This window comes from Neobacillus sp. BP17 (genome assembly GCF_059579525.1).
Map to the genome: position 1 here is coordinate 4456747 of NZ_CM184198.1, position 20266 is coordinate 4477012.

The 20266-nt window shown below is 37.9% G+C and carries 19 protein-coding genes; 1 reads left to right on the top strand and 18 read right to left on the bottom strand.

Going from position 1 to position 20266, the window contains the following annotated elements:
• Nucleotides 1-365 precede the first annotated feature (365 nt).
• The 18 genes from ytxC to AC4QJR_RS21895 form a co-directional block, all read right to left on the bottom strand.
• Nucleotides 366-1244 carry a putative sporulation protein YtxC gene (gene ytxC / locus AC4QJR_RS21810; protein WP_251460267.1) on the bottom strand — a complete coding sequence of 293 codons (879 nt, stop codon included), beginning with the start codon at nucleotides 1242-1244 and terminating at the stop codon, nucleotides 366-368.
• A 163-nt stretch (nucleotides 1245-1407) separates the two neighbouring features.
• Nucleotides 1408-2334, bottom strand: a complete 927-nt coding sequence (dnaI, locus tag AC4QJR_RS21815) for a primosomal protein DnaI (protein ID WP_098574350.1) — start codon at nucleotides 2332-2334, stop codon at nucleotides 1408-1410.
• A 12-nt stretch (nucleotides 2335-2346) separates the two neighbouring features.
• Nucleotides 2347-3735: a replication initiation and membrane attachment family protein gene (locus AC4QJR_RS21820; RefSeq protein ID WP_496524165.1), complete on the bottom strand. Its 1389-nt coding sequence runs from the start codon at nucleotides 3733-3735 to the stop codon at nucleotides 2347-2349.
• A 57-nt stretch (nucleotides 3736-3792) separates the two neighbouring features.
• Nucleotides 3793-4254 (bottom strand): transcriptional regulator NrdR, encoded by a 462-nt coding sequence (gene nrdR, locus AC4QJR_RS21825; RefSeq protein WP_098574354.1) that lies wholly within the window; start codon nucleotides 4252-4254, stop codon nucleotides 3793-3795.
• A gap of 88 nt (nucleotides 4255-4342) precedes the next feature.
• Nucleotides 4343-4738: a hypothetical protein gene (locus tag AC4QJR_RS21830; protein WP_496524166.1), complete on the bottom strand. Its 396-nt coding sequence runs from the start codon at nucleotides 4736-4738 to the stop codon at nucleotides 4343-4345.
• Nucleotides 4739-5035: 297 nt separating this feature from the next.
• Nucleotides 5036-5410, bottom strand: a complete 375-nt coding sequence (gene speD / locus AC4QJR_RS21835) for an adenosylmethionine decarboxylase (RefSeq protein ID WP_251460263.1) — start codon at nucleotides 5408-5410, stop codon at nucleotides 5036-5038.
• A 329-nt stretch (nucleotides 5411-5739) separates the two neighbouring features.
• On the bottom strand, nucleotides 5740-6771 hold the full coding sequence (locus AC4QJR_RS21840) for a glyceraldehyde-3-phosphate dehydrogenase (RefSeq protein WP_098574362.1): 1032 nt from the start codon (nucleotides 6769-6771) through the stop codon (nucleotides 5740-5742).
• A gap of 176 nt (nucleotides 6772-6947) precedes the next feature.
• Nucleotides 6948-7553, bottom strand: coding sequence for a dephospho-CoA kinase (gene coaE / locus AC4QJR_RS21845; RefSeq protein ID WP_496524167.1), 606 nt, complete (start codon nucleotides 7551-7553; stop codon nucleotides 6948-6950).
• 22 nt (nucleotides 7554-7575) lie between these two features.
• Nucleotides 7576-8211 (bottom strand): sporulation membrane protein YtaF, encoded by a 636-nt coding sequence (ytaF, locus tag AC4QJR_RS21850; RefSeq protein WP_496524168.1) that lies wholly within the window; start codon nucleotides 8209-8211, stop codon nucleotides 7576-7578.
• Nucleotides 8212-8298: 87 nt separating this feature from the next.
• Complete coding sequence (mutM, locus tag AC4QJR_RS21855) at nucleotides 8299-9144, bottom strand: DNA-formamidopyrimidine glycosylase (protein ID WP_098574368.1); 846 nt, start codon at nucleotides 9142-9144, stop codon at nucleotides 8299-8301.
• A gap of 15 nt (nucleotides 9145-9159) precedes the next feature.
• A complete protein-coding gene (polA, locus tag AC4QJR_RS21860) occupies nucleotides 9160-11796 on the bottom strand; it encodes a DNA polymerase I (protein ID WP_496524169.1) in 2637 nt (878 codons plus the stop codon).
• A 19-nt stretch (nucleotides 11797-11815) separates the two neighbouring features.
• Entirely contained in the window at nucleotides 11816-13234 is a 1419-nt protein-coding gene (gene pnpS, locus AC4QJR_RS21865; protein WP_496524170.1) for a two-component system histidine kinase PnpS, read from the bottom strand.
• Nucleotides 13231-13947, bottom strand: a complete 717-nt coding sequence (locus AC4QJR_RS21870) for a response regulator transcription factor (protein ID WP_496524171.1) — start codon at nucleotides 13945-13947, stop codon at nucleotides 13231-13233. The genes pnpS and AC4QJR_RS21870 overlap by 4 nt, the downstream gene beginning before the upstream one ends.
• Before the next feature lie 122 nt (nucleotides 13948-14069).
• Nucleotides 14070-14546: a MaoC/PaaZ C-terminal domain-containing protein gene (locus tag AC4QJR_RS21875; protein WP_251460254.1), complete on the bottom strand. Its 477-nt coding sequence runs from the start codon at nucleotides 14544-14546 to the stop codon at nucleotides 14070-14072.
• A gap of 88 nt (nucleotides 14547-14634) precedes the next feature.
• A complete protein-coding gene (gene mdh, locus AC4QJR_RS21880) occupies nucleotides 14635-15573 on the bottom strand; it encodes a malate dehydrogenase (protein ID WP_098574379.1) in 939 nt (312 codons plus the stop codon).
• Between the two features lie 91 nt (nucleotides 15574-15664).
• The gene (gene icd, locus AC4QJR_RS21885) at nucleotides 15665-16933 is read right to left on the bottom strand and encodes an NADP-dependent isocitrate dehydrogenase (protein WP_496524172.1); all 1269 of its coding nucleotides are present in this window, start codon (nucleotides 16931-16933) and stop codon (nucleotides 15665-15667) included.
• A gap of 123 nt (nucleotides 16934-17056) precedes the next feature.
• Nucleotides 17057-18175 carry a citrate synthase gene (citZ, locus tag AC4QJR_RS21890; RefSeq protein ID WP_496524173.1) on the bottom strand — a complete coding sequence of 373 codons (1119 nt, stop codon included), beginning with the start codon at nucleotides 18173-18175 and terminating at the stop codon, nucleotides 17057-17059.
• Nucleotides 18176-18447: 272 nt separating this feature from the next.
• Nucleotides 18448-18909 (bottom strand): DUF441 domain-containing protein, encoded by a 462-nt coding sequence (locus tag AC4QJR_RS21895; protein ID WP_496524174.1) that lies wholly within the window; start codon nucleotides 18907-18909, stop codon nucleotides 18448-18450.
• A gap of 229 nt (nucleotides 18910-19138) precedes the next feature.
• On the opposite strand from AC4QJR_RS21895, the gene ytvI reads away from it, so the two are divergent.
• Nucleotides 19139-20254 carry a sporulation integral membrane protein YtvI gene (ytvI, locus tag AC4QJR_RS21900; RefSeq protein WP_496524175.1) on the top strand — a complete coding sequence of 372 codons (1116 nt, stop codon included), beginning with the start codon at nucleotides 19139-19141 and terminating at the stop codon, nucleotides 20252-20254.
• Nucleotides 20255-20266 lie beyond the last annotated feature (12 nt).

Here is a 20266-nt window from a genome sequence, read left to right on the forward strand (position 1 = left end):
AATAAAAAACCCGTCCCTGGAAAAGGGACGAGTTTTGATAAACACGTGGTTCCACCCAATTTTTCATTTTCACATAATGACATTTTGAAAATGACTTTGGTCTGTTAACGGTCGAGAGCCGTCAGTCAATTACTAACCGCATGAAGACATGAAGCGTTCACTGCTGAAGTTTAAAGGTGGTAAGTATTATTTTCGTGTTAGGAGGCTTTCAGCCATGTCCTCCCTCTCTAGAAACCGTAAAAAATACTGTTATCCTTATCATCACTTTTGCTATGACTATACTATGTATGCAATTATAATGATTAATTTTTGAAAAATCAAGAGACATCAACCTAATAAGACAAATTTTCACACAATTCCTCTTCTCAAGCCTGATTTTCAGAAGATTGCTGATTCTCTGCCCATTTATTCACATCTCTTAGTGCAGCAAAAGATTTAATGGTTACTCTTTCTTCAAAAATATTTTTAATAGTCCTTACTAAGGGCTCATCCGGGTCCTTTGTATACAAAAAAATAGTTGTAGGCGCAAGTGATAATAATGGGGCAATCGATGCTGAGTCGACATATACAGGATGGTTTACCAGGAGTTTACGGTCAATCATTCTTGTTAATTCAGCACGTTTCATTTCGACAAACTGCTCATTATAAAAGGTGATTTCCTCATCAAACAATAAATGGAGCACCTCCATTTTTGGTTCACGATTCACCAAGAACTCACGGAGCATCTGCACGAATATTTGATATTCTTGCTCCATTTTATATTCATCAATCGCAATCTCGACATACCCTTGCAAGGACTGTAAATACGGACGTAAACGAAATTTAAGGAACGAGTCAAACGAAAAAGAGATATTATCTTGAAAAATATGGTCGATTGCAGATTTGATCTGTCTCTCTTCATTTGTATCGTTTAAAAAAATAGACAGGTCTTCTCGTTGACCTTCGAGGATGGAATCAATAATCTCGATAATTTGCTGCTGTTCTTCATATTCATTGTAGAAATAATGGCCTTTTAATATTTCCCTAAACCAATCATCCCTCTTTATGATCGTAATGAATTCATAAAAAGCATGTTTAACAATTCTAGAAATTTCAACCGATATCATACTGCCAAAAAATTTTACTATATGTCGATCTTCAATTAGAAGAATAGTTTCTTTGTCATGATTATTTGGTAAGTACTTCAGCAAGTGGTCATAAAATTTTTCAGCATCCAACTTGCTTTGGAAGATGATTTCCGCCAACCGAATCCCCCCTTTAAGCCAATCTTTGTATTAATATATATGGGGGACTTGGCTAAAATAGAAGTTAGCTGGTACATGCTTTTGTTATTTACAGAAAAAAAGGATAGAAAAAGGACTGCCGACTTGTTTACGACAATCCTAATACTACTTACATTGATTTAAATTACCTTCTGTTTGGTCCCTCGACCATCACAGGCACACTCAAGGAACGAATCCGCTCCATGATTCGTCTTGCCTTCATCTTCTCCTCTTCGCCCCTCTGACTGTAGGTTAAATGATGCTCAAGCCCTTTAAAGTCAAAGTTTGATGTAAAAAATGTAGGAAGACTCTCAAGCATTCTAAATTGTAGAATGGGGCCAAGCACCTCGTCCCTCGTCCAACTTGATACAGCTTCAGCGCCAATATCATCAAGCATAAGGATGGGTTCTTTTTTTAATGCTTCAATTTTTTCATTCAATGTGGAATCCGCGATTGACCCTTTCATCTCTCGCAACAATTCTGGCACATAGACAATCATCGAAGAAATTTGTTTCTTCGCCAATTCGTTGGCAATTGCACCTAATAAATAAGATTTCCCCACACCGAATTTCCCATAAAGATAAAGACCTTTTGGCTTATTTCCTGCCTCATAATTCATTAAGAACGTTGCAGCTTGATCGCCGGCATCGAGTCGGCCAGTGTCCGCTTCAAATTCCTCAAAGGAGGCTTCCAAGATATCTCTAGGGACATATAAACTCTTGATCAACTTCTCATTTTTCTTCTTTTCGTCAGCCATAATTTTTCGAGGACATTGTTTATACACGACATCGATAGAATTCCGAGCTAAAACCAAATCAGGGTGATACCCCTTCATAAAATTGATGCAGCCATCAAGGGATTCACATTTATTGCAATCCTTGCTTTGATTGATGTACTCATACAGTTTACTCATACTTTTATCAATCATCACAGAATCAATAGCCTCTTGATTCTGTGACAGAAATGCTTTAACATCAGGATTTTGCAGGACTTGCATTCGCTGTTGTTCATAGCGTTTTTGAAAACTTTCATTTGAAGCCAATCTATTTAAGGTTTTATTGATTTTCTCCAACTACGGCACCCCCTATTTGCGGAACGCTTTTAATTTTTCTTCAATTGCCCGTTTCTTTGCTTCGACCTCATTATTAGTTCCCTGCGAAGGCTCTTTGCTTGTGTCCTTAGTGCCCTCATCAAACCAATCTGGGATTAACTCTGTCCGTATCGGCTTTTTACTAGTTGATTTCCCCGTTTTTTTACTCTCGGTTGCCTTGAGTTCTTCATTTTTCGCAAGTTCCATTGCTTCCTTCACCGTTTTAACCTGCTTCCTTGCCCAATGACTAGCAATGGTCTCCACAAAACCCTTGGTAAATTTCATGTCCGTCTTTCTCATTGCCACTTCAATTAAAACATTGACAACACCCGGTGGCAGTTTATATTTAATCATAATTTCTTCTAATGTCTTCAAATTGGCATTCGAAGGCTCTACTCCGCCTGAGAATTCTTTAAAAACGATAAGCGGCGGGGTCGTTTCGTAAGAACGGATTAATTTCTCCTCCGGAGTTTTAGGTTCAGTGATTTGAGTTTGGTGGACAATAGGCTGGGTTCGGTTAATAAGACTTGGTAACTGGTCATAATTAACAAACTGATACCAATCCCGAGCACCTTTTCTTAAGTCTTCAATGTCAATCTCATCATGTTCGTTAATAGCGCCTAAGATGAAATTCTTCATTTCTAATGGGGAGATTTGATACAGAAATGCAAGATTACTAATCACTGCTTTTACTTTTGGCGTTAATGCTTTTTTCGGAACGAGTGACTCATTCAGCCCGGCTGCCAACATATCAAAATCAAACGTGTCCAAACCGATTTGAATCGGATTGGAATCCGAACGGCCAATAAACTGCTGATTTTCTTCCTCATGTAACTCTTCAGAAATCCCATGTATATATTGCATACTGCCTGGTGCAGCTGAAGCAAACACATCCTGAAAGGCTTTAGTAACATCAACATACTCATCTTCATTCGGCTTTTGTTGGTCACTAAAAAAGCGTTTCAACCGTAAAAAATGGGTTTTTCCGATCTTTCGGTAAAGATAAATATTTAGCATCCCATCTAAAAAGAATTGTTGGGGACTTAATGGAGGACGAAGTTCATATAAAAACGACCTGCCTCCTTCATCTGTTTTGACACGGGTATTTAACAAACCTATGCCTTCTAACTTTAACCTTGCTTCGAAAATGTCCTTTAAGTTCATCTCTAAGAGATTCATCAACAGATGGTGTGTGGAGGACTCAGACCATAAACGGTTTTCCTCTACCTCTGCCCAGAGAGTCATATATAAACTAAAGCAAGTTGAACCAATCAAAGGCTGATATAAAAACGTCAGCACTTTCCGGTCATAATCATGCAGTAGCCCATCAGCAGTTACGATATAACGGTCAATAGGAAGAATTTCCTGCCAATGCTGCGCCATAATACTACAACCTTCCCCTGTTATAAAGTCAAAAAGAGCCAAAAACCTATTTAGCTCTTACGATTTTTCTTTTTTTATTAATTCTTTTAATTCATCAATGAAAACATTGATATCCTTAAATTGTCGATAAACAGATGCGAATCTGACATAGGCAACTTCGTCCACATGCGCTAGCCTGTCCATTACCATTTCACCTATGGCTTCACTTTTTATTTCAGAGACCCCCTGACTGCGCAGGTCTTTTTCAACACCGTGGGTTATATCTTCTAGTTCCTTTAAGGCCACAGGCCGCTTCTCACAAGCTTTTATCAAGCCTCGTAAGATTTTATCACGACTGAACTCTTCTCTGGTACCTTCTTTTTTGACTACAATTAACGGGATCTCTTCAATCTTCTCAAATGTAGTAAAACGATACCCACATTCCTCACATTCGCGTCTCCTCCGTGTGGCCCGGCCTTCATCAACAGGCCTGGAATCAAGGACACGTGTACCATAATTTTGACAAGAAGGGCATTTCATTGTAATCAACTCCAAATCTACACTGTAGCTTCCGAACTAAACGCTTACTTTCATCTTATAAAAAAGAATATCTTTATACAAGTAAGTATTAGGAGTTTTTTATTCCTACGAAGTTATGTAATTGATTAATTCGCTCGTAATAAGAAATAATCCGCTTTTTTAAAGCAGGATAGGTGCCGAGAATCGAAATTTTTTCAGATGAAATATTAAAGTCTACTGCGGTTTCCATTGGTTTTACAGAGACAATGGTAACAATTAGAAAGCATTTAATTGGTTTATTGATTTCAATAGCAATTTCTCCATGATCTTTAGAAACGGTTGTTACTTGGCAATCGGCATCTTCATGAAATAATTTTTCAACTGAATCGAAAACTCGGTTAAACTTTGCCTTATAATAATGCGTTTTTAAAGAATCGTCAGCAATTTGGTCTGAAGTCTCAATTTGCTGCTTAAATCGAACAAATAAGTTACCTAACATAGCCATACTTTTCCTCCCCAATTGTCTTTTGTTTTATTGTACAACATTTTCGCTTAAAATATAGCCTCTGTTAAAGTTGCCTGTTGATCTCCGCTCCAGGCACTTCGCTTTCCGCGGGCGGTCCGGGGAGCCTCCTCGTCGCTGCGCTCCTGCGGGGTCTCCCCTGCCCCGTCCTCCCGCAGGAGTCTTCGTGCCTTCCACTCCAATCAACAGGGTGCCTAATTCAGCAATAAACTTTAACACAGACAAAATATAAAAAGAGGTGTATGTTTAGATACACCTCTCACCAATTATGTTTATAGATTATAGTATTTTTGCCTGTTTTACATGGACAGGACCCATGCCGCGTGGAATTTCAATATTTTCACGTGTTTGGGCATTTAATGCCTCAGCAATATAATCTGCTGCAACATTAGGATTTAAATCGCCGCAAGTGAAGACATCAATGCTGGCGTATCCATGTTCAGGGAAACTGTGAATAGTTAGATGTGATTCGGAAATAATGACGACACCACTCACACCTTGTGGAGCAAATTTATGAAATGCTACTTCACGGATTTCTGCCCCAGATTTAAGAGCTGCTTCAACAAAAGTCGTTTCAATAAAATTCATATCGTTTAGTTTTTCAAAGTCGCATCCCCATAACTCAGAGATCACGTGACGTCCCATTGTTTCCATATTCATTTTCCCCCTCTAACCTTTTTGTTCTTTCTTGAAATCATGTATTGACGGTATCTTATAACTACCACGGGGGAAAGTTAGTCCAGAGAGGTCCTAACCCTTTAAGTAATCAATCGCTACCTAATTTCAAGAAGTTCACGATGACTAGTATACTTTGTTTATATTTTTTTTGCAACCTATCAATATAAAAAACTTTATTAGGACGGGCTTTGTCATCCATTTGTTAATAAATTCAACAAAGCTATTTTATGCCTATTTCACCAAAATGGCACAAGTTAGCACACAAAAAAAAAGCTGTCAAATCGACAGCTTTTTTTGCGCTTTATTTACCCAACCTTTAACTCTGAGGACTTTGCTATTTGCTGAGCAACCAACAGAGTGAGATCTACCACACGTGACGAATAGCCCCATTCATTATCATACCATGCCAAAACCTTTACTTTTCTTGTGCCCATCACCATAGTGGATAAACCGTCAATGATGGCAGAATGCTCATTCGTATTAAAATCAACAGATACTAACGGTTCCATCGTGAAATCCAAAATACCTTTTAATGGTCCATTTGCTGCTTCCATAAGGGCATGATTGACTTCATCGACCGTCACATCTTGCTTTAGATCCACTACTAAATCAACTAGTGAAACGTTTGGTGTAGGTACACGAAGTGACATACCATGTAATTTCCCTTTTAACTGAGGTAAAACTAAAGAAATGGCTTTCGCTGCCCCTGTTGTCGTTGGAATGATTGATTGACCGCATGCACGAGCCCTTCGTAAATCTTTATGAGGGTTATCAATATTTTTTTGATCATTTGTATAGGCATGAATTGTGGTCATTAATCCGCATTCAATTCCAAACTTATCGTCTAATACCTTTGCAACTGGTGCTAGACAGTTGGTTGTACATGACGCATTGGAGATAATGTCATGAACATTAACATCTAACATTTCCTCATTTACACCCATGACAATTGTAACATCCTCATTTTTTCCCGGAGCAGTTAAAATCACTTTCTTTGCTCCTGCTTCTAAATGTAATGCCGCCGCTTCACGGGCATTAAACTTCCCAGTAGCTTCGATAACAATCTCAATCCCAAGCTCTCTCCATGGAAGTTCCTCTGGATTACGACTGCTCAATAGTTTAATCCTTTTTCCATTTACAAGTAACTCTTCATCTAGAGGAATAACATCTCCTTGAAATGGTCCATGATTAGTATCATATTTAAGTAGATGTGCTAATGTTTCTGCGGGATAACTAGCGTTTATGGCTACAACATCAAGTTTATTTTCAAGGATCGCTTTTCTAAAAACCATCCTTCCAATTCTTCCAAACCCATTAATCGCAACTTTTGTCTTCATTTTTGCAACCCCTTTTTGTATTAGTGACATACTTAATACTTGTATTATTGTAATTAGTATAACATATTTAGGTGGAATTGTGATGAATTATGTGCGGATTTTTTAATGTTTAATAATTTAGATAACTTAATAATATAAAAAAAGAGAAGGGGGCTCCTTCTCTCGATTATTTCATCTTATTTTTTATTGATGCCAAACTTCGCTAAGATTTCAAGAAGCTGTTTTTTTGTGTCCTCGACCGATCCGTTATTATTAATTACTGCGTCCGCCAGCCTGAGTTTGTCAGACAACGGCATTTGCGAATGAATCCTTGCTTCAGCATCCATGACAGATAGGTTATTTCTCGCCATTAATCTTTTTAATTGCGTTTCATTGTCAACAAATACTAGTAATGTTTTATCCACCATATAGGTAAGTTTACTTTCAAATAGTAACGGTATATCAAGAACAACCACTTCTTCGCCGTTCTTTTTTGCTGTTTCGACTTGATCTTTCATTCTTCTTCTGACTTCTGGGTGAACGATGTCATTTAATAATTGCCGTTTTTCGACTTGATGAAAAATAATCGAGCCCAGTTTAGACCGGTCAATTTCTCCATCGGCTAATAATATATCTTCGCCAAACTCAGCAATGATCTTAAAATAAGCCGCTTCACCTTTCATTACCGCAAGGCGTGCTTCAATATCTGCATCAACCACAGTGATATTCATTTCTTTGAAAAAGTTAGAGACGGTGCTTTTTCCACTTGCAATTCCACCTGTTAAACCGATAACTAATGACATCCCAAAATCCTCTTTCTGATTCTTATAATTTCCAAATCCCTATAATAATTAATAATATACCTGGTAAAAAGGTGAACTTTTGAATCCATTCAAACTTATGGAAAAAAGTTCCACTTTTTATTCCTAAAAGCACAAACAACGAACTCATAATCGCAACAGTAAACGCTAAATAATAAGGAGAGAAGCCAAGCATCGCTGCACCAATCCCAGCTCCAAAGGCATCCAACGACAAGGCGAACCCTAACATTAACGCCTCAATCCCAGTAATCGTACCAGATTGATCGAAATCAGCCGACATCGGCTTTTTCAATATATTAATGGCTAATCCAAGGGACTTGATCTCAAAATTCACGATGGTCTTTTCATGATCAAGTACGTCCTTTTCTTTTTCTGGCCGAAAAAATTGATACAAAACCCAAGCACCAAGACCAATTAGGATAATCCCCCCTAGGCTTGCGGTAATTCTTGGTGATAAAACTTTCTCAAGTCCATGTCCAATTGACACGGCGATCATTAATGAAACAGCAGAGCAACTTGCAATAATAATTATTGACCTTAGCGGCATGACCATTTTCCTTAGTCCATAGGTAAATCCTACGCTAAAGCTGTCAAGGCTAAGGGCAAAAGCGAGGATGAGAAGTGATAACAACTGAACCATGATGTATAGGGCTCCTTCCACCAAAATCATTACGATAGTATATGGCAGGAGCCTATCCATGGTTAATGTTATTCTCTTTTCACTCTTTTACTTTTTCGGTTCTGCTTCGATTTTTTGGCATTGAGGGCAGTAATGGGTTCCTCTCCCACCAACAGTTGTTTTTTCTAAAGGTGTCCCGCATCGTTTACACTCTTCACCGTTTCGACCGTAAGCATATAATTCAAGCTGAAACATTCCTATTTCACCTTGAGAGTTTACATACGAACGGATTGTACTTCCTCCCTTTTTGACTGCTTCACTCAAGGTTGCTACAATCTCACGATGAAGAAGGGTAACTTCGCTGTTATCCAGAGTGTTAGCCAAACGCTCTGGATGGATTCCGGCCCTAAAAAGTGCTTCATCCACATAGATGTTGCCAAGTCCAACAAAGACTTTTTGGTCTAATAAAGCTGTTTTAACTTTCCGATTCGTTTTTGCCAGCTTTTCAGCTAAATATTCGATGGTGAATTCCTCCGAAAATGGTTCAGGGCCAAGTCCGATCAAGGGCTCCGTTAAAAACTCATCCCCTTTTTTATAAAGATGCATGGTTCCAAACTTGCGAACGTCCCGATATCTTAACTCTGTCCCATCTGTAAAATGAAAGAGAACATGTGTATGTTTATCATAGGGCTCATCCTTAGGATATAGTCCATACTTTCCTTCCATTCTCAAATGAGAAACTAAGGCGAAATTTCCTGTATAAATAATTAAAAATTTCCCTCTTCTTCCGACATCAAGAATGGTCTCCCCAATCAAGGCATCGACAAATTGTTCCACTTCCAGTGGATTTTTTATGATTTTCGGCCAATAGACCGTTATATCTTTGATGGTTTTATTCACTACTAATTTTTTTAATGTTTTTCGAACAGTTTCTACTTCCGGAAGTTCTGGCATTGTAGCCTCCTCCTATTATTTAGCGTCAAACCAAGTTGGCCCGTAAGCAAAATCCACTTTCAATGGTACCTTTAATTCAAGGGCATTTTCCATCACGTCTGGGACTAATTTCTTTAAAGTTTCCAATTCTTCCTCAGGTGCTTCAAAAATTAATTCATCATGTACCTGAAGTAAAAGTCGTGTCTTTAACCCCATATCCTTTAATGCCTCATCCATATCTATCATTGCTTTTTTTATGATATCAGCAGCACTGCCTTGGATTGGTGTGTTCATTGCCGTTCTTTCTGCAAAGCTTCGGATATTAAAATTACGCGCAGTAATTTCAGGAATATATCTTCTTCTTTGCATTAGGGTTGAAACGTACCCCTTCTGCTTGGCTGAGTGTATAATTTCATCCATATATTCTTTGACACCTGGGTAAGTATCTAAATAGCGTTCAATGAATTGTCCGGCTTCTTTCCTAGTTATTCCTAAGGATTGGGATAGTCCATAATCACTAATTCCATAGACAATTCCAAAGTTTACAGCTTTTGCCTGTCGCCTCATATTTGAGGTTACCTCATCCTTATTGACATGGAAAACCTCCATGGCAGTCTTCGTATGAATATCCATATCTTCCTTAAATGCTTGAATCAGCTTATCATCACCAGCAATATCGGCAAGTACGCGAAGTTCAATCTGGGAATAATCCGCAGCAAAAATGATCCACCCTTCCTCAGATGGAACAAAGGCTTGACGAATTTTCCGACCTTCTTCCAAACGAATCGGGATATTTTGCAAATTAGGGTCAATCGAACTTAACCGCCCTGTCGCTGTTAAGGTTTGTTGATATCTAGTATGGACTTTTCCCGTTTTAGGATTAATCACCTTTAATAATCCTTCTATATAGGTAGATTGCAGCTTACCTAATTGTCTGTATAGAAGGATGTATTCAATAATTTCATGATCCTCCGCCAATTTTTCCAATACATCTGCCGAAGTGGAATACCCTGTTTTCGTTTTCTTTAATGTAGGCAAGTTTAATTTTTCGAATAAGATAACGCCAAGCTGTTTGGGTGAGTTGATATTAAATTTCTCTCCAGCTAATTGACATATCTTCTCTTCAATTTCAATTAGTCTTTCATTTAGTTCTTTTCCCATTGTCTGAAGGCGTTCCTGTTCCACTTTGATTCCGCATGATTCCATATCAGCTAATATAAGCGATAATGGCATTTCAAGTTCAGTAAATAACTGATATTGTTCATTTTTCTTTAATTCATCTTCAAGTTTTCCTCTTAAATCAGACATGGCAAGACTTTTACGGACAAGATGCTCTGCAAGCTGTGCTACTTCAGGGACTTTTCGCTTCGCCCCTTTCCCATAAAAGGATTCATCTGGTTGGATTGTATGTACATCAAATCGTTTCGTAATCGATGCGAGATCTTCAATATTTTCTGAAGGATTTATGATATAAGATGCCATCAGAATATCAAAATCGACTCCTTTTAAATGAATATCATACCTTCGTAGAGAGACCTCAGAACGCTTGGCATCATAAACCGTTTTCTTTTTACTTTCATCCTCCGCCCATTTTTTGAAAGCCTCTGATTGCAATACCTGATTTGTAGGAAAATAAAAATGCCCGTTTTCATTGACAAGGGAAAAGCCAATAATTTCTGCAAAATGATAATTATCATCCAACATTTCAACATAAAAATAATTGTCGTCTGCAAATAACGATTCCGTGATTTCTGCTGGAGTTTGAAACTCAATCTCTTCCAGTTCTGGCACATCAGCCATGTCTGGACCTTCACCCAGCTTTTCCAATAACGAATGAAATCCTAATTCTTTAAAGAGAGCTACTAATTTATCGCGCGTAAACCCCTCATAAGCAATCGTATCTAAATTTACTTCGATAGGTGCCTGCCTTTCAATCGTTGCCAGCTCTTTACTCATTATGGCTTGATCCTTAAATTCTTCCAACTTCTCTTTAAGCTTATTACCATTAACCTGGTCAATAGAGGCTAATAAATTTTCAAGCGTAGTAAACTCCTTTAAAAGTTTGATCGCTGTTTTTTCACCAACGCCGGGTACACCAGGAATATTATCGGAAGGGTCCCCCATCAGCCCTTTCATATCAATGATTTGCTCTGGTGTTAGTCCATATTTTTCAGAGACATGTTCAGGGGTATATTCCTCAATATCTGTAATACCTTTGCGCGTAATTCCAACGGTAGTCGTTGGTGAAGAGAGTTGAGTTAAATCTTTATCTCCGGAAATCACCTTCACTTCATACCCATCATGTTCAGCACTTAATGACAAGGTACCAATGATATCATCAGCCTCATAATTTTCAAGTTCGTACCTAGAGATTCCATAGGCATCTAGAAGGTCACGAATGAATGGAAATTGTTCCGATAGCTCAGGCGGCGTTTTTTGTCTGCCGCCTTTATATTCACTAAAGGTCTTATGTCGAAAGGTCGTTTTTCCCGCGTCAAATGCGACAAGGATATGGCTTGGCTTTTCATCTTCAAGTATTTTCATCAGCATCATCGTAAAACCATATACGGCATTCGTGTGAATTCCTTTATCGTTATTAAGCAAGGGTAGTGCAAAGAATGCCCGGTAAGCAATACTATTACCATCGATAAGGACAAGTTTCTTCTTTTCCATTTATATCCACCTTCCAAAATCACCTTAAATATTTATACAATTCAATTATAAACTCGCTTCCTTCACCCAATTCACTTCTAACACTTATATTTCCATGATGGGCTTCAATTAAATGCTTAACGATCGCTAGTCCTAGTCCAGTCCCGCCGGAGTTCCGGCTTCTCGCTCGGTCAACACGGTAAAAACGTTCAAAAATACGTGGAATTTCTTCCTTATTAATTCCGATCCCAGTGTCTTTTACATGGACTCGTACCTTTTCACCTTGTTCGAGTAGGATTATTTCCACATTCCCTTCAGGCGGAGTGTAGTTCATGGCATTGGCAATCAAGTTAATAAACACTTGTTTTAAACGGTCTAAATCACCCTGGATCATCACTTGATCTTGCTTACAAAGAAGGCTAACCCGGATATTCTTTGCTTGGGCTTTTCCACTAAGAATCGTAATAACCTCTTTTAACAGCTCGTTCAAATCTAGTTCCTGAATATTTAATCTGAATCCCTGTTGTTCTATTTTTGAAAGATCTAATAATTCTTGGATGAGGGTTTGGAGTCGGTCACTTTCTTTTAGAATAATGGAAAGAAACGCTTCCAAGGTTTCTTTATTATTCATGGCACCATCCATCAGTGTTTCAGTAAATCCTTTAATAGAAGTGACCGGGGTTTTTAATTCGTGCGACACGTTGGCCACAAAGTCCTTGCGCATTTGCTCGAGTTTTTTAATTTCAGTAATATCATGAAATACCAGCAATACACCTTTCCATACATTGTTGGTTCCAAGAATCGGAACACCATAGACAACAAAGTACCTACGTTCAATGAATAGTGGAACAAGTATTTGTTTGCTGACCTTTTTTTCCGTTCGAAAAACTTCAGCCACTAACTGACAAATTTCTTCATATTCAATAACTTCATAATAGACTTTATTTAAATAATCGCTAGAATTGACATGAAAAATATCAATAAATCCTTTATTAATTAGGTTGATGTACCCTCGACTATCAATTAGAACTAGACCAGCGCCCATATTTTCAATTAGTGCACTTAGTCGGTCCTGCTGCATTTCTTGCGCTTTAGTGAGTTCTTGCAGGTTTTCGGCCAGCATATTGATTGATGACCCAAGCATCCCCGTTTCATCTAATCTACTTACCGTAGTTCGAGCACGGTAATTTCCTTTAGCCAGTTCAATGGCAACGTTGGTTGCAGCCTCAATTGGTTTGGTATACTTTGAGGTAATTCTTACACATAGAAAAAGAATAATAATGATGGCAATCCCAAGACAAATGGAAAGAACCCATAAAACTTCAAATTTCAGATGTTGAGTTAGTGACTCTAGGTAATAGCTTTTAAAAAATTGACCTATCAAAATTCCTACCCCAACTAATACAATAATAACTAATATGATTAGTGATATTAGCAGTCCTTTTCGGAATTTGGTCATTCTCCCTTTGGCTCCTCCAGTTTATAGCCCAAGCCTCGAATTGTTTTAATATAGGCCGGCTTTTTTGTGTCCGCTTCAACCTTTTCTCTTAAATGCGAGATATGTACATCGACTATTCTAGTATCGCCAGCAAAGTCATAATTCCAAACAGCACTTAGTAATTGATCACGGGTCATAACACGCCCTTTATTTTGGGAGAGGTAAAGAAGCAATTCAAATTCTTTTAAGGTTAACTCCAACAACTTGCCGTTAAAATAAGCCTCATATTTATCAGAATTGATTTTCAGATTACCTATTTGCAGCAATCCCGTCTCTTCTCCACCTACTTGTCCAGCATCTGTTTGAATTTGAGTCCTTCTAAGTATGGCTTTGACACGAGCGATTACTTCTCTTGGACTGAAAGGTTTGACCATGTAATCATCTGCACCAAGTTCCAACCCCAAGATTTTATCGAATTCATCCTCTTTAGCGGTTAACATTAGAATCGGAGTCATAATCTTGTTTTGTCTCAACTGCTTACAAACTTCCATTCCATCCATTTTAGGCAGCATTAAATCTAATACAATGATATCAGGTGATTGTGTCTCTGCTAATTGTTTTCCCTCTTCACCATCCATTGCTGTTATTACATCAAACCCCGCTTGCTCCAAGTTATATTGTAGTAAAGTAACAATCGACTGTTCGTCATCGACAACAAGCACTCTATTTTTCATAGTAACCCCCACTTTATTAGTTACCTCCATTATAATAATAAAGTTTGTGTATTTTCTAGCTTTACAAAACTTTAACAAATAAAAGGAATGTGAACAGGTCACATTCCTTATTAATAACATTATTAAAAATTCTCTAAAGCCCTGCCATGAATTTCTTCTAATCGGTGTGGCGGACATACTTTAACCTTACCTTGAATGACGGTCTCGTTCTTTTCATTGGTTCCTGCCACACTAATCACAATGGTATGCTCATTCCTTGTTACTTCAACGACTTCGAATAACAACTCAACAGCTCCATAATGAAAAACAGGTTTAGGAAAACTGATTTCTTGGCTTAAAATATGGCTTCCAGGGCCGGGTAAATATTTTGAAATGGCTGAGGTGATCATACCTGTCAGCATAATGCTCGGAACGATCGGCCTTTCAAATGGAGTCTGTGAAGCATAATCATGCTGAATATAGAGGGGATTTGCATCATCAGTTAATCCTAAATAAAGAAGCAGATCCTTGTCTTCTATTTTTTCAGTCATAGCTAATTTTTCACCGACAGAAATTTCTTCAATTTTACGTCCTAACCTTCTTTTTTTACCTAAAAGCAAAAAACTCCACCTCCATGTAAGCGATTTCAAATGTATACAAAGAAATTCGGGGAACCATTGTAACCCCGAATTTCTCCTTTATCCTTTTTTACGCTAATACTTGCATCACATTGCGAACGGATTCAACTGATTTATCTAAAGCAGCTTTTTCGTCAGCAGTTAATTCAAGCTCGATGACTTTTTCAATACCATTTGCACCAAGGATAGTCGGTACACCAAGGTAGATGCCATCGTAACCAAATTCGCCTTCAAGATAGGCAATGGATGGAAGAACACGGCGTTGGTCTTTTAGAATGGCTTCACACATTTCAACTAAAGAAGCAGCAGGAGCATAGTAGGCGCTTCCATTACCTAGAAGGTTAACAATTTCACCGCCGCCTTTACGAGTGCGTTCTACAATTGCTTCAAGACGGTCTTTAGGAATTAATGTTTCTAATGGAATTCCACCAGCATATGAGTAACGTACAAGGGGAACCATGTCATCACCATGACCACCTAAAACGAAACCTGTAATGTCTTTAACAGAGAGGTTCAATTCTTGAGCAACAAATGTGCGGAAACGAGCAGTATCAAGAACACCAGATTGACCAATTACACGGTTTTTAGGGAATCCTGATTCTTTAAATACTGTGTATGTCATTGCATCAACTGGGTTAGTTAAAACAAGAATAGTACAGTTAGGGGAATACTTCACGATTTCTTGAGTTACACTTCTCATAACCTTTTGGTTTGTCTGAACTAAATCATCACGGCTCATACCAGGTTTACGAGCAATACCAGCAGTGATCACGACGATATCTGAATCACGAGTATCTTCATAGTTTGAAGTACCAGTAATATTAGCATCAAAGCCTTGTACTGGACTTGCTTCAAGCATATCTAATGCTTTACCTTTTGTAGGGTTTTCCATTGGAGCGATATCTACTAAAACTACATCTCCAAGTTCCTTTTGAGCTAGTAAAAATGCCGTAGTTGCTCCAGTAAATCCTCCGCCGATTACAGAAACCTTTTTACGTTTTAATGACATTATAACTCTCCCCTTTAAACGTTTTTGTTGGTCTTGAACCTTAAAATGCAGGCGGGGCTATTAAAGAACAGCCCACATCTGCATCAATTCTTTACTCCATGTTCTTAATAAGCTCGTTAGCAAATTCAGAAGTTTTTACTTCTGTTGCGCCTTCCATTAATCGAGCAAAATCATATGTTACAACTTTAGAAGCAATTGTTTTTTCTACTGATTTAATAACCATTGTAGCGGCTTCGTTCCAGCCTAGGTGCTCAAGCAATAACACACCTGATAAAATAACAGATGAAGGATTCACCTTATCAAGACCTGCATATTTAGGTGCAGTACCATGTGTTGCTTCAAAAATCGCATGTCCTGTTTCATAGTTGATGTTAGCGCCTGGTGCAATACCAATACCGCCTACTTGGGCTGCAAGTGCATCTGAAATGAAATCTCCATTTAAGTTCATTGTTGCAACAACATCAAATTCACGTGGACGTGTAAGAATTTGTTGTAAGAAGATATCAGCAATTGCGTCTTTTACGATAATTTTGCCTGCTGCTTCTGCATCAGCTTGAGCTTTATTAGCAGCTTCAGAACCTTGCTCCGCTTTAATGCGGTCATATTGAGCCCATGTAAATACTTTATCGCCGAATTCCTTCTCAGCAAGCTCATAGCCCCAGTTTTTAAATGCGCCTTCAGTATATTTCATGATATTACCTTTGTGTACGAGTGTAACTGACGAACGGCCTTCTTTAATGGCATAGTTAATTGCCGCACGGACTAGACGTGAAGTACCTTGTTCAGAAACAGGCTTAATACCGATACCAGAAGTTTCTGGGAATCTAATTTTGTTAACGCCCATTTCATTTTGTAAAAAGTCAATTACCTTTTTAACTGCTTCTGTACCTTTTTCATATTCAATACCTGCATAAATATCTTCTGTGTTTTCACGGAAAATAACCATGTCTGTATCTTGTGGACGTTTAACCGGTGAAGGAACACCCTCAAACCATCTAACTGGACGTAAGCAGACAAACAAATCTAGCTCTTGACGCAGTGCAACATTCAACGAACGAATTCCGCCGCCAACAGGTGTAGTTAATGGTCCTTTAATGGCAATCAAATATTCATTGATTACATCAAGTGTTTCAGATGGCAGCCATTCGCCAGTTTGGTTGAATGCTTTTTCTCCAGCTAAAACTTCTTTCCAGATTAGTTTGCGTTCACCTTTATACGCTTTTTCAACAGCTGCATTTAAAACTCGCTCAGAAGCTGCCCAAATATCTGGTCCGATTCCGTCACCCTCAATAAATGGGATAATTGGATTGTTTGGTACGTTTAATACTCCGTTAGTAACTGTAATTTTTTCGCCTTGCATAGTTGATTTTCCCTCCTATTATGTAAAAAAGCTACGTTATGACTTATGGAAAGGTTAGAGATGTTTGTCTCTAACCTTATCATACATTCTTATTAGACCAATTATTGCGACAAAAGTAAATAATTAACCTCGTTGCTCAATTGGTACATATTTTTGCATTCCAGGACCTGTATAATCTGCACGCGGGCGGATTAAGCGGTTGTTTTGATACTGTTCAAGAATATGAGCAAGCCAGCCTGATACTCTGCTTACTGCAAAGATTGGTGTCATTAAATCATGGTCAATCCCTAAGCTGTGGTAAACAGAAGCAGAATAGAAATCCACGTTAGGCGGCAGATTCTTTTCCCCTGTTACAATACTTTCAATTTTTTCAGACATATCATACCAATGGGGTTCGCCTGTTAATTCAGTCAATTTTTTAGACATGGCTCTTAAGTGCTTGGCACGTGGATCTCCTTTTCGATAGACACGATGGCCAAAGCCCATAATTTTTTCTTTCTTCTCAAGCTTACCACGTACATATGGTTCAACATTTTCGAGCGTACCAATTTCTTTTAACATTTTCATGACCGCTTCATTTGCTCCACCATGTAATGGTCCCTTAAGAGCACCAATTGCAGCAGTTACACCAGAATAAACATCGGATAATGTAGCTACACATACACGGGCTGTAAATGTAGATGCGTTTAATTCATGGTCCGCATGTAATACAAGCGCTTTATCAATCGCTTCAACAGCAATCGGATCTGGTACTTTCCCAGTCAACATGTATAAGAAATTGGCTGCAAAGCTTAGTTCTGGTTTAGGTGCAATTGGCTCTAACCCTTTTCTAATACGGGCAAATGTTGCAACAATCGCAGGCATTTTTGCCTGAAGGCGAATAGCTTTTTGATAATTTGAATCAGCATCCATTAAATCTGCTTTATCATCATAAATACCTAAAAGCGAAACGGCTGTACGAAGGGCAGCCATTGGATGTACTTCTTGAATTGGAAACAATTTAAAGTGTTCAATTACTTCCTGTGGCAATGCTGAATTTTCAGCAAGTTGTTTTTTCAATTCAGTTAACTGGTCTGCTGTCGGCAATTTACGATGCCATAATAAATAGATTACCTCTTCAAAACTAGCATTTACAGCTAAATCGTCAATGTCATAGCCAACATAAGTAAGCGTATCATCAATAATTGAGCTGATGGAGGAAGTTGTTGCCACTACCCCTTCAAGACCGCGTGTTACTGTCATAGTAAATCTCTCCTTCTCATTCTAAATTTCCCCATACCAGTAAAGTGAAAAAATCCCATTGTCCATCCTTTAAATTAACTGAGCGACTGCTCGGGTAAAAAGCAAACAATTAAAATGCTATTTCTTTAGGCTAAAATTAGTTAATAAGCAATCAGCATATATAAGTGGTTTATGTAAAAAAGAAACGCTTACAAGCCTATTATAAACAATTATCAGATTTTTGTGAATGGAAAGGCTTAGAAAAGTGAAAAAAATATTATTTTACAAAAAATCTACGTAAAAAAACTATAAATTTTCATTGCGGTATAGGCGATTCCAGCTCCAATTAAGGGACCAACCGCTACCCCTTTGAAAATAGACACAGATAGGATTGTTCCAAGAACTAATGCTGTGGTAATCTGGGGGTCATCGGCTAATAATTTTACCCCTCCTTTTGCAAGAAGAGCGACAATCATACCTGAGATAAGGGCAATCCATGCAAAGGAGGATTTAAACGCTCCAGTTAAGTCTTTAAAACCGATTTCTCCACTTGCAATCGGTGCTAATACGGCAATGGTTATAATCGTTACCCCCCAATTGATTCCTTTCGACTGTATAAATGAAAATGCTTTAGTATCTAATCCTCCAATTTTTAAAACTAGGAGGACAGCAATTGCGATTAGTAATGAACTATTTTTCGCGATAAACCCTATGACAAGCAGTAATAGTAAAAATAAGACTGACTCGTTCAACATGACTTCACCCTTTCTTATCAAAATTATCGTAACATAATGTCAATCAATGAGCGAAATTTATGTTAATGCCAGACTTCCGTTATATTCCATTACGACTGTTCTTCCAAAAAGTGATTGTAATATTAATTGTAATATTTTCAAAAGGATATATATTTGTTAAAATATGCAGATTATTTCGTAAAATGTTAAACTGGAATTATGATAATTTCCGTTATAAGGAGGTTTGTCTTTGAATTTAAAGTATGTAAACCGGACAATACGATTTATCATTGTCATTGGAGCAATTGTTTTAGGACTTTTATGTTGTTTTTATTTATCAAAACTGATTTATCCATTTTTGATAGGTTTAATTATTGCCTTTTTGATTAATCCGCTTGTTGACATTTTTGAAAGAAAGGCAAGGATGCCTCGTGCCTTGGCAGTTTTTATTGCACTCATTATTATTTTTGCTTTATTTGCAGGACTTATTACACTCCTTATCGCCGAAATTGTTTCGGGTGCAAATTATTTATCTACTGTGGTACCAAAACATCTTGATACGTTAATAGAGTATATAGAGAATTATTTCACAGCGCAGATCCTGCCGATATATGAACAATTATCTAGCGTCTTTAAAAAACTTGATTCTGGGCAGCAGGATACCATTATTAGTAATATTCAGAATGTCGGGACTAGAATAGGCACCACTGTTGGGAGTTTTATTCAAAATTTATTCGGGATTATTCCCAATATTATTGCTTGGCTTCCGAATGCAGCGACAGTTTTAATCTTTTCTTTATTGGCTACGTTTTTTATTAGCAAAGATTGGTACCGATTTTCGACATTCGGCGGCAAACTTCTACCCGAGAAAGCAAAAGCAAGTAGCAGATCGGTTTTTATCGATTTAAAAAAGGCGCTTTTTGGATTTATTAAAGCCCAATTAACATTAATCTCCATTACAACAGTAATTATTCTAATCGGCCTACTTATCCTTCGTGTTGATTATGCCATAACAATTGCTTTAGTCACTGGCATTGTCGATATTATTCCCTATTTGGGAACAGGTGCTGTTTTTGTTCCTTGGATTATTTATGCGGCGATTGGTGGAAATATGGGGCTTGCCATCGGATTAGGTGTTCTTTATATCATTGTTCTCGTCCAGCGGCAGATTATGGAACCAAAGATCCTTTCATCTAATATTGGCCTCGATCCATTAGCAACACTGATTGCCTTATTCGTCGGATTTAAATTAATTGGATTATTAGGATTAATTGTTGGTCCTGTCACTCTAGTAATCATTAGTACTCTTTATCGGGCCCATGTTTTTCATGATTTATGGGGATTTATCATGGGGAAAGAAAAATAAATGCTTTTAAGT

What these genes read in the sequence shown, in the direction of transcription:
- mutM (WP_098574368.1), bottom strand. Translation starts at nt 9,144, where the DNA reads ATGCCAGAACTTCCGGAAGTAGAAACTGTTCGAAAAACATTAAAAAAA.
- icd (WP_496524172.1), bottom strand. Translation starts at nt 16,933, where the DNA reads ATGCAAGGCGAAAAAATTACAGTTACTAACGGAGTATTAAACGTACCA.
- pnpS (WP_496524170.1), bottom strand. Translation starts at nt 13,234, where the DNA reads ATGACCAAATTCCGAAAAGGACTGCTAATATCACTAATCATATTAGTT.
- AC4QJR_RS21895 (WP_496524174.1), bottom strand. Translation starts at nt 18,909, where the DNA reads ATGTTGAACGAGTCAGTCTTATTTTTACTATTACTGCTTGTCATAGGG.
- nrdR (WP_098574354.1), bottom strand. Translation starts at nt 4,254, where the DNA reads ATGAAATGCCCTTCTTGTCAAAATTATGGTACACGTGTCCTTGATTCC.
- citZ (WP_496524173.1), bottom strand. Translation starts at nt 18,175, where the DNA reads ATGACAGTAACACGCGGTCTTGAAGGGGTAGTGGCAACAACTTCCTCC.
- speD (WP_251460263.1), bottom strand. Translation starts at nt 5,410, where the DNA reads ATGGAAACAATGGGACGTCACGTGATCTCTGAGTTATGGGGATGCGAC.
- ytaF (WP_496524168.1), bottom strand. Translation starts at nt 8,211, where the DNA reads ATGGTTCAGTTGTTATCACTTCTCATCCTCGCTTTTGCCCTTAGCCTT.
- AC4QJR_RS21830 (WP_496524166.1), bottom strand. Translation starts at nt 4,738, where the DNA reads ATGGCTATGTTAGGTAACTTATTTGTTCGATTTAAGCAGCAAATTGAG.
- polA (WP_496524169.1), bottom strand. Translation starts at nt 11,796, where the DNA reads ATGGAAAAGAAGAAACTTGTCCTTATCGATGGTAATAGTATTGCTTAC.
- AC4QJR_RS21820 (WP_496524165.1), bottom strand. Translation starts at nt 3,735, where the DNA reads ATGGCGCAGCATTGGCAGGAAATTCTTCCTATTGACCGTTATATCGTA.
- AC4QJR_RS21840 (WP_098574362.1), bottom strand. Translation starts at nt 6,771, where the DNA reads ATGAAGACAAAAGTTGCGATTAATGGGTTTGGAAGAATTGGAAGGATG.
- mdh (WP_098574379.1), bottom strand. Translation starts at nt 15,573, where the DNA reads ATGTCATTAAAACGTAAAAAGGTTTCTGTAATCGGCGGAGGATTTACT.
- AC4QJR_RS21870 (WP_496524171.1), bottom strand. Translation starts at nt 13,947, where the DNA reads ATGAAAAATAGAGTGCTTGTTGTCGATGACGAACAGTCGATTGTTACT.
- coaE (WP_496524167.1), bottom strand. Translation starts at nt 7,553, where the DNA reads ATGTCATTAGTTATCGGTTTAACAGGTGGAATTGCAAGTGGAAAAAGC.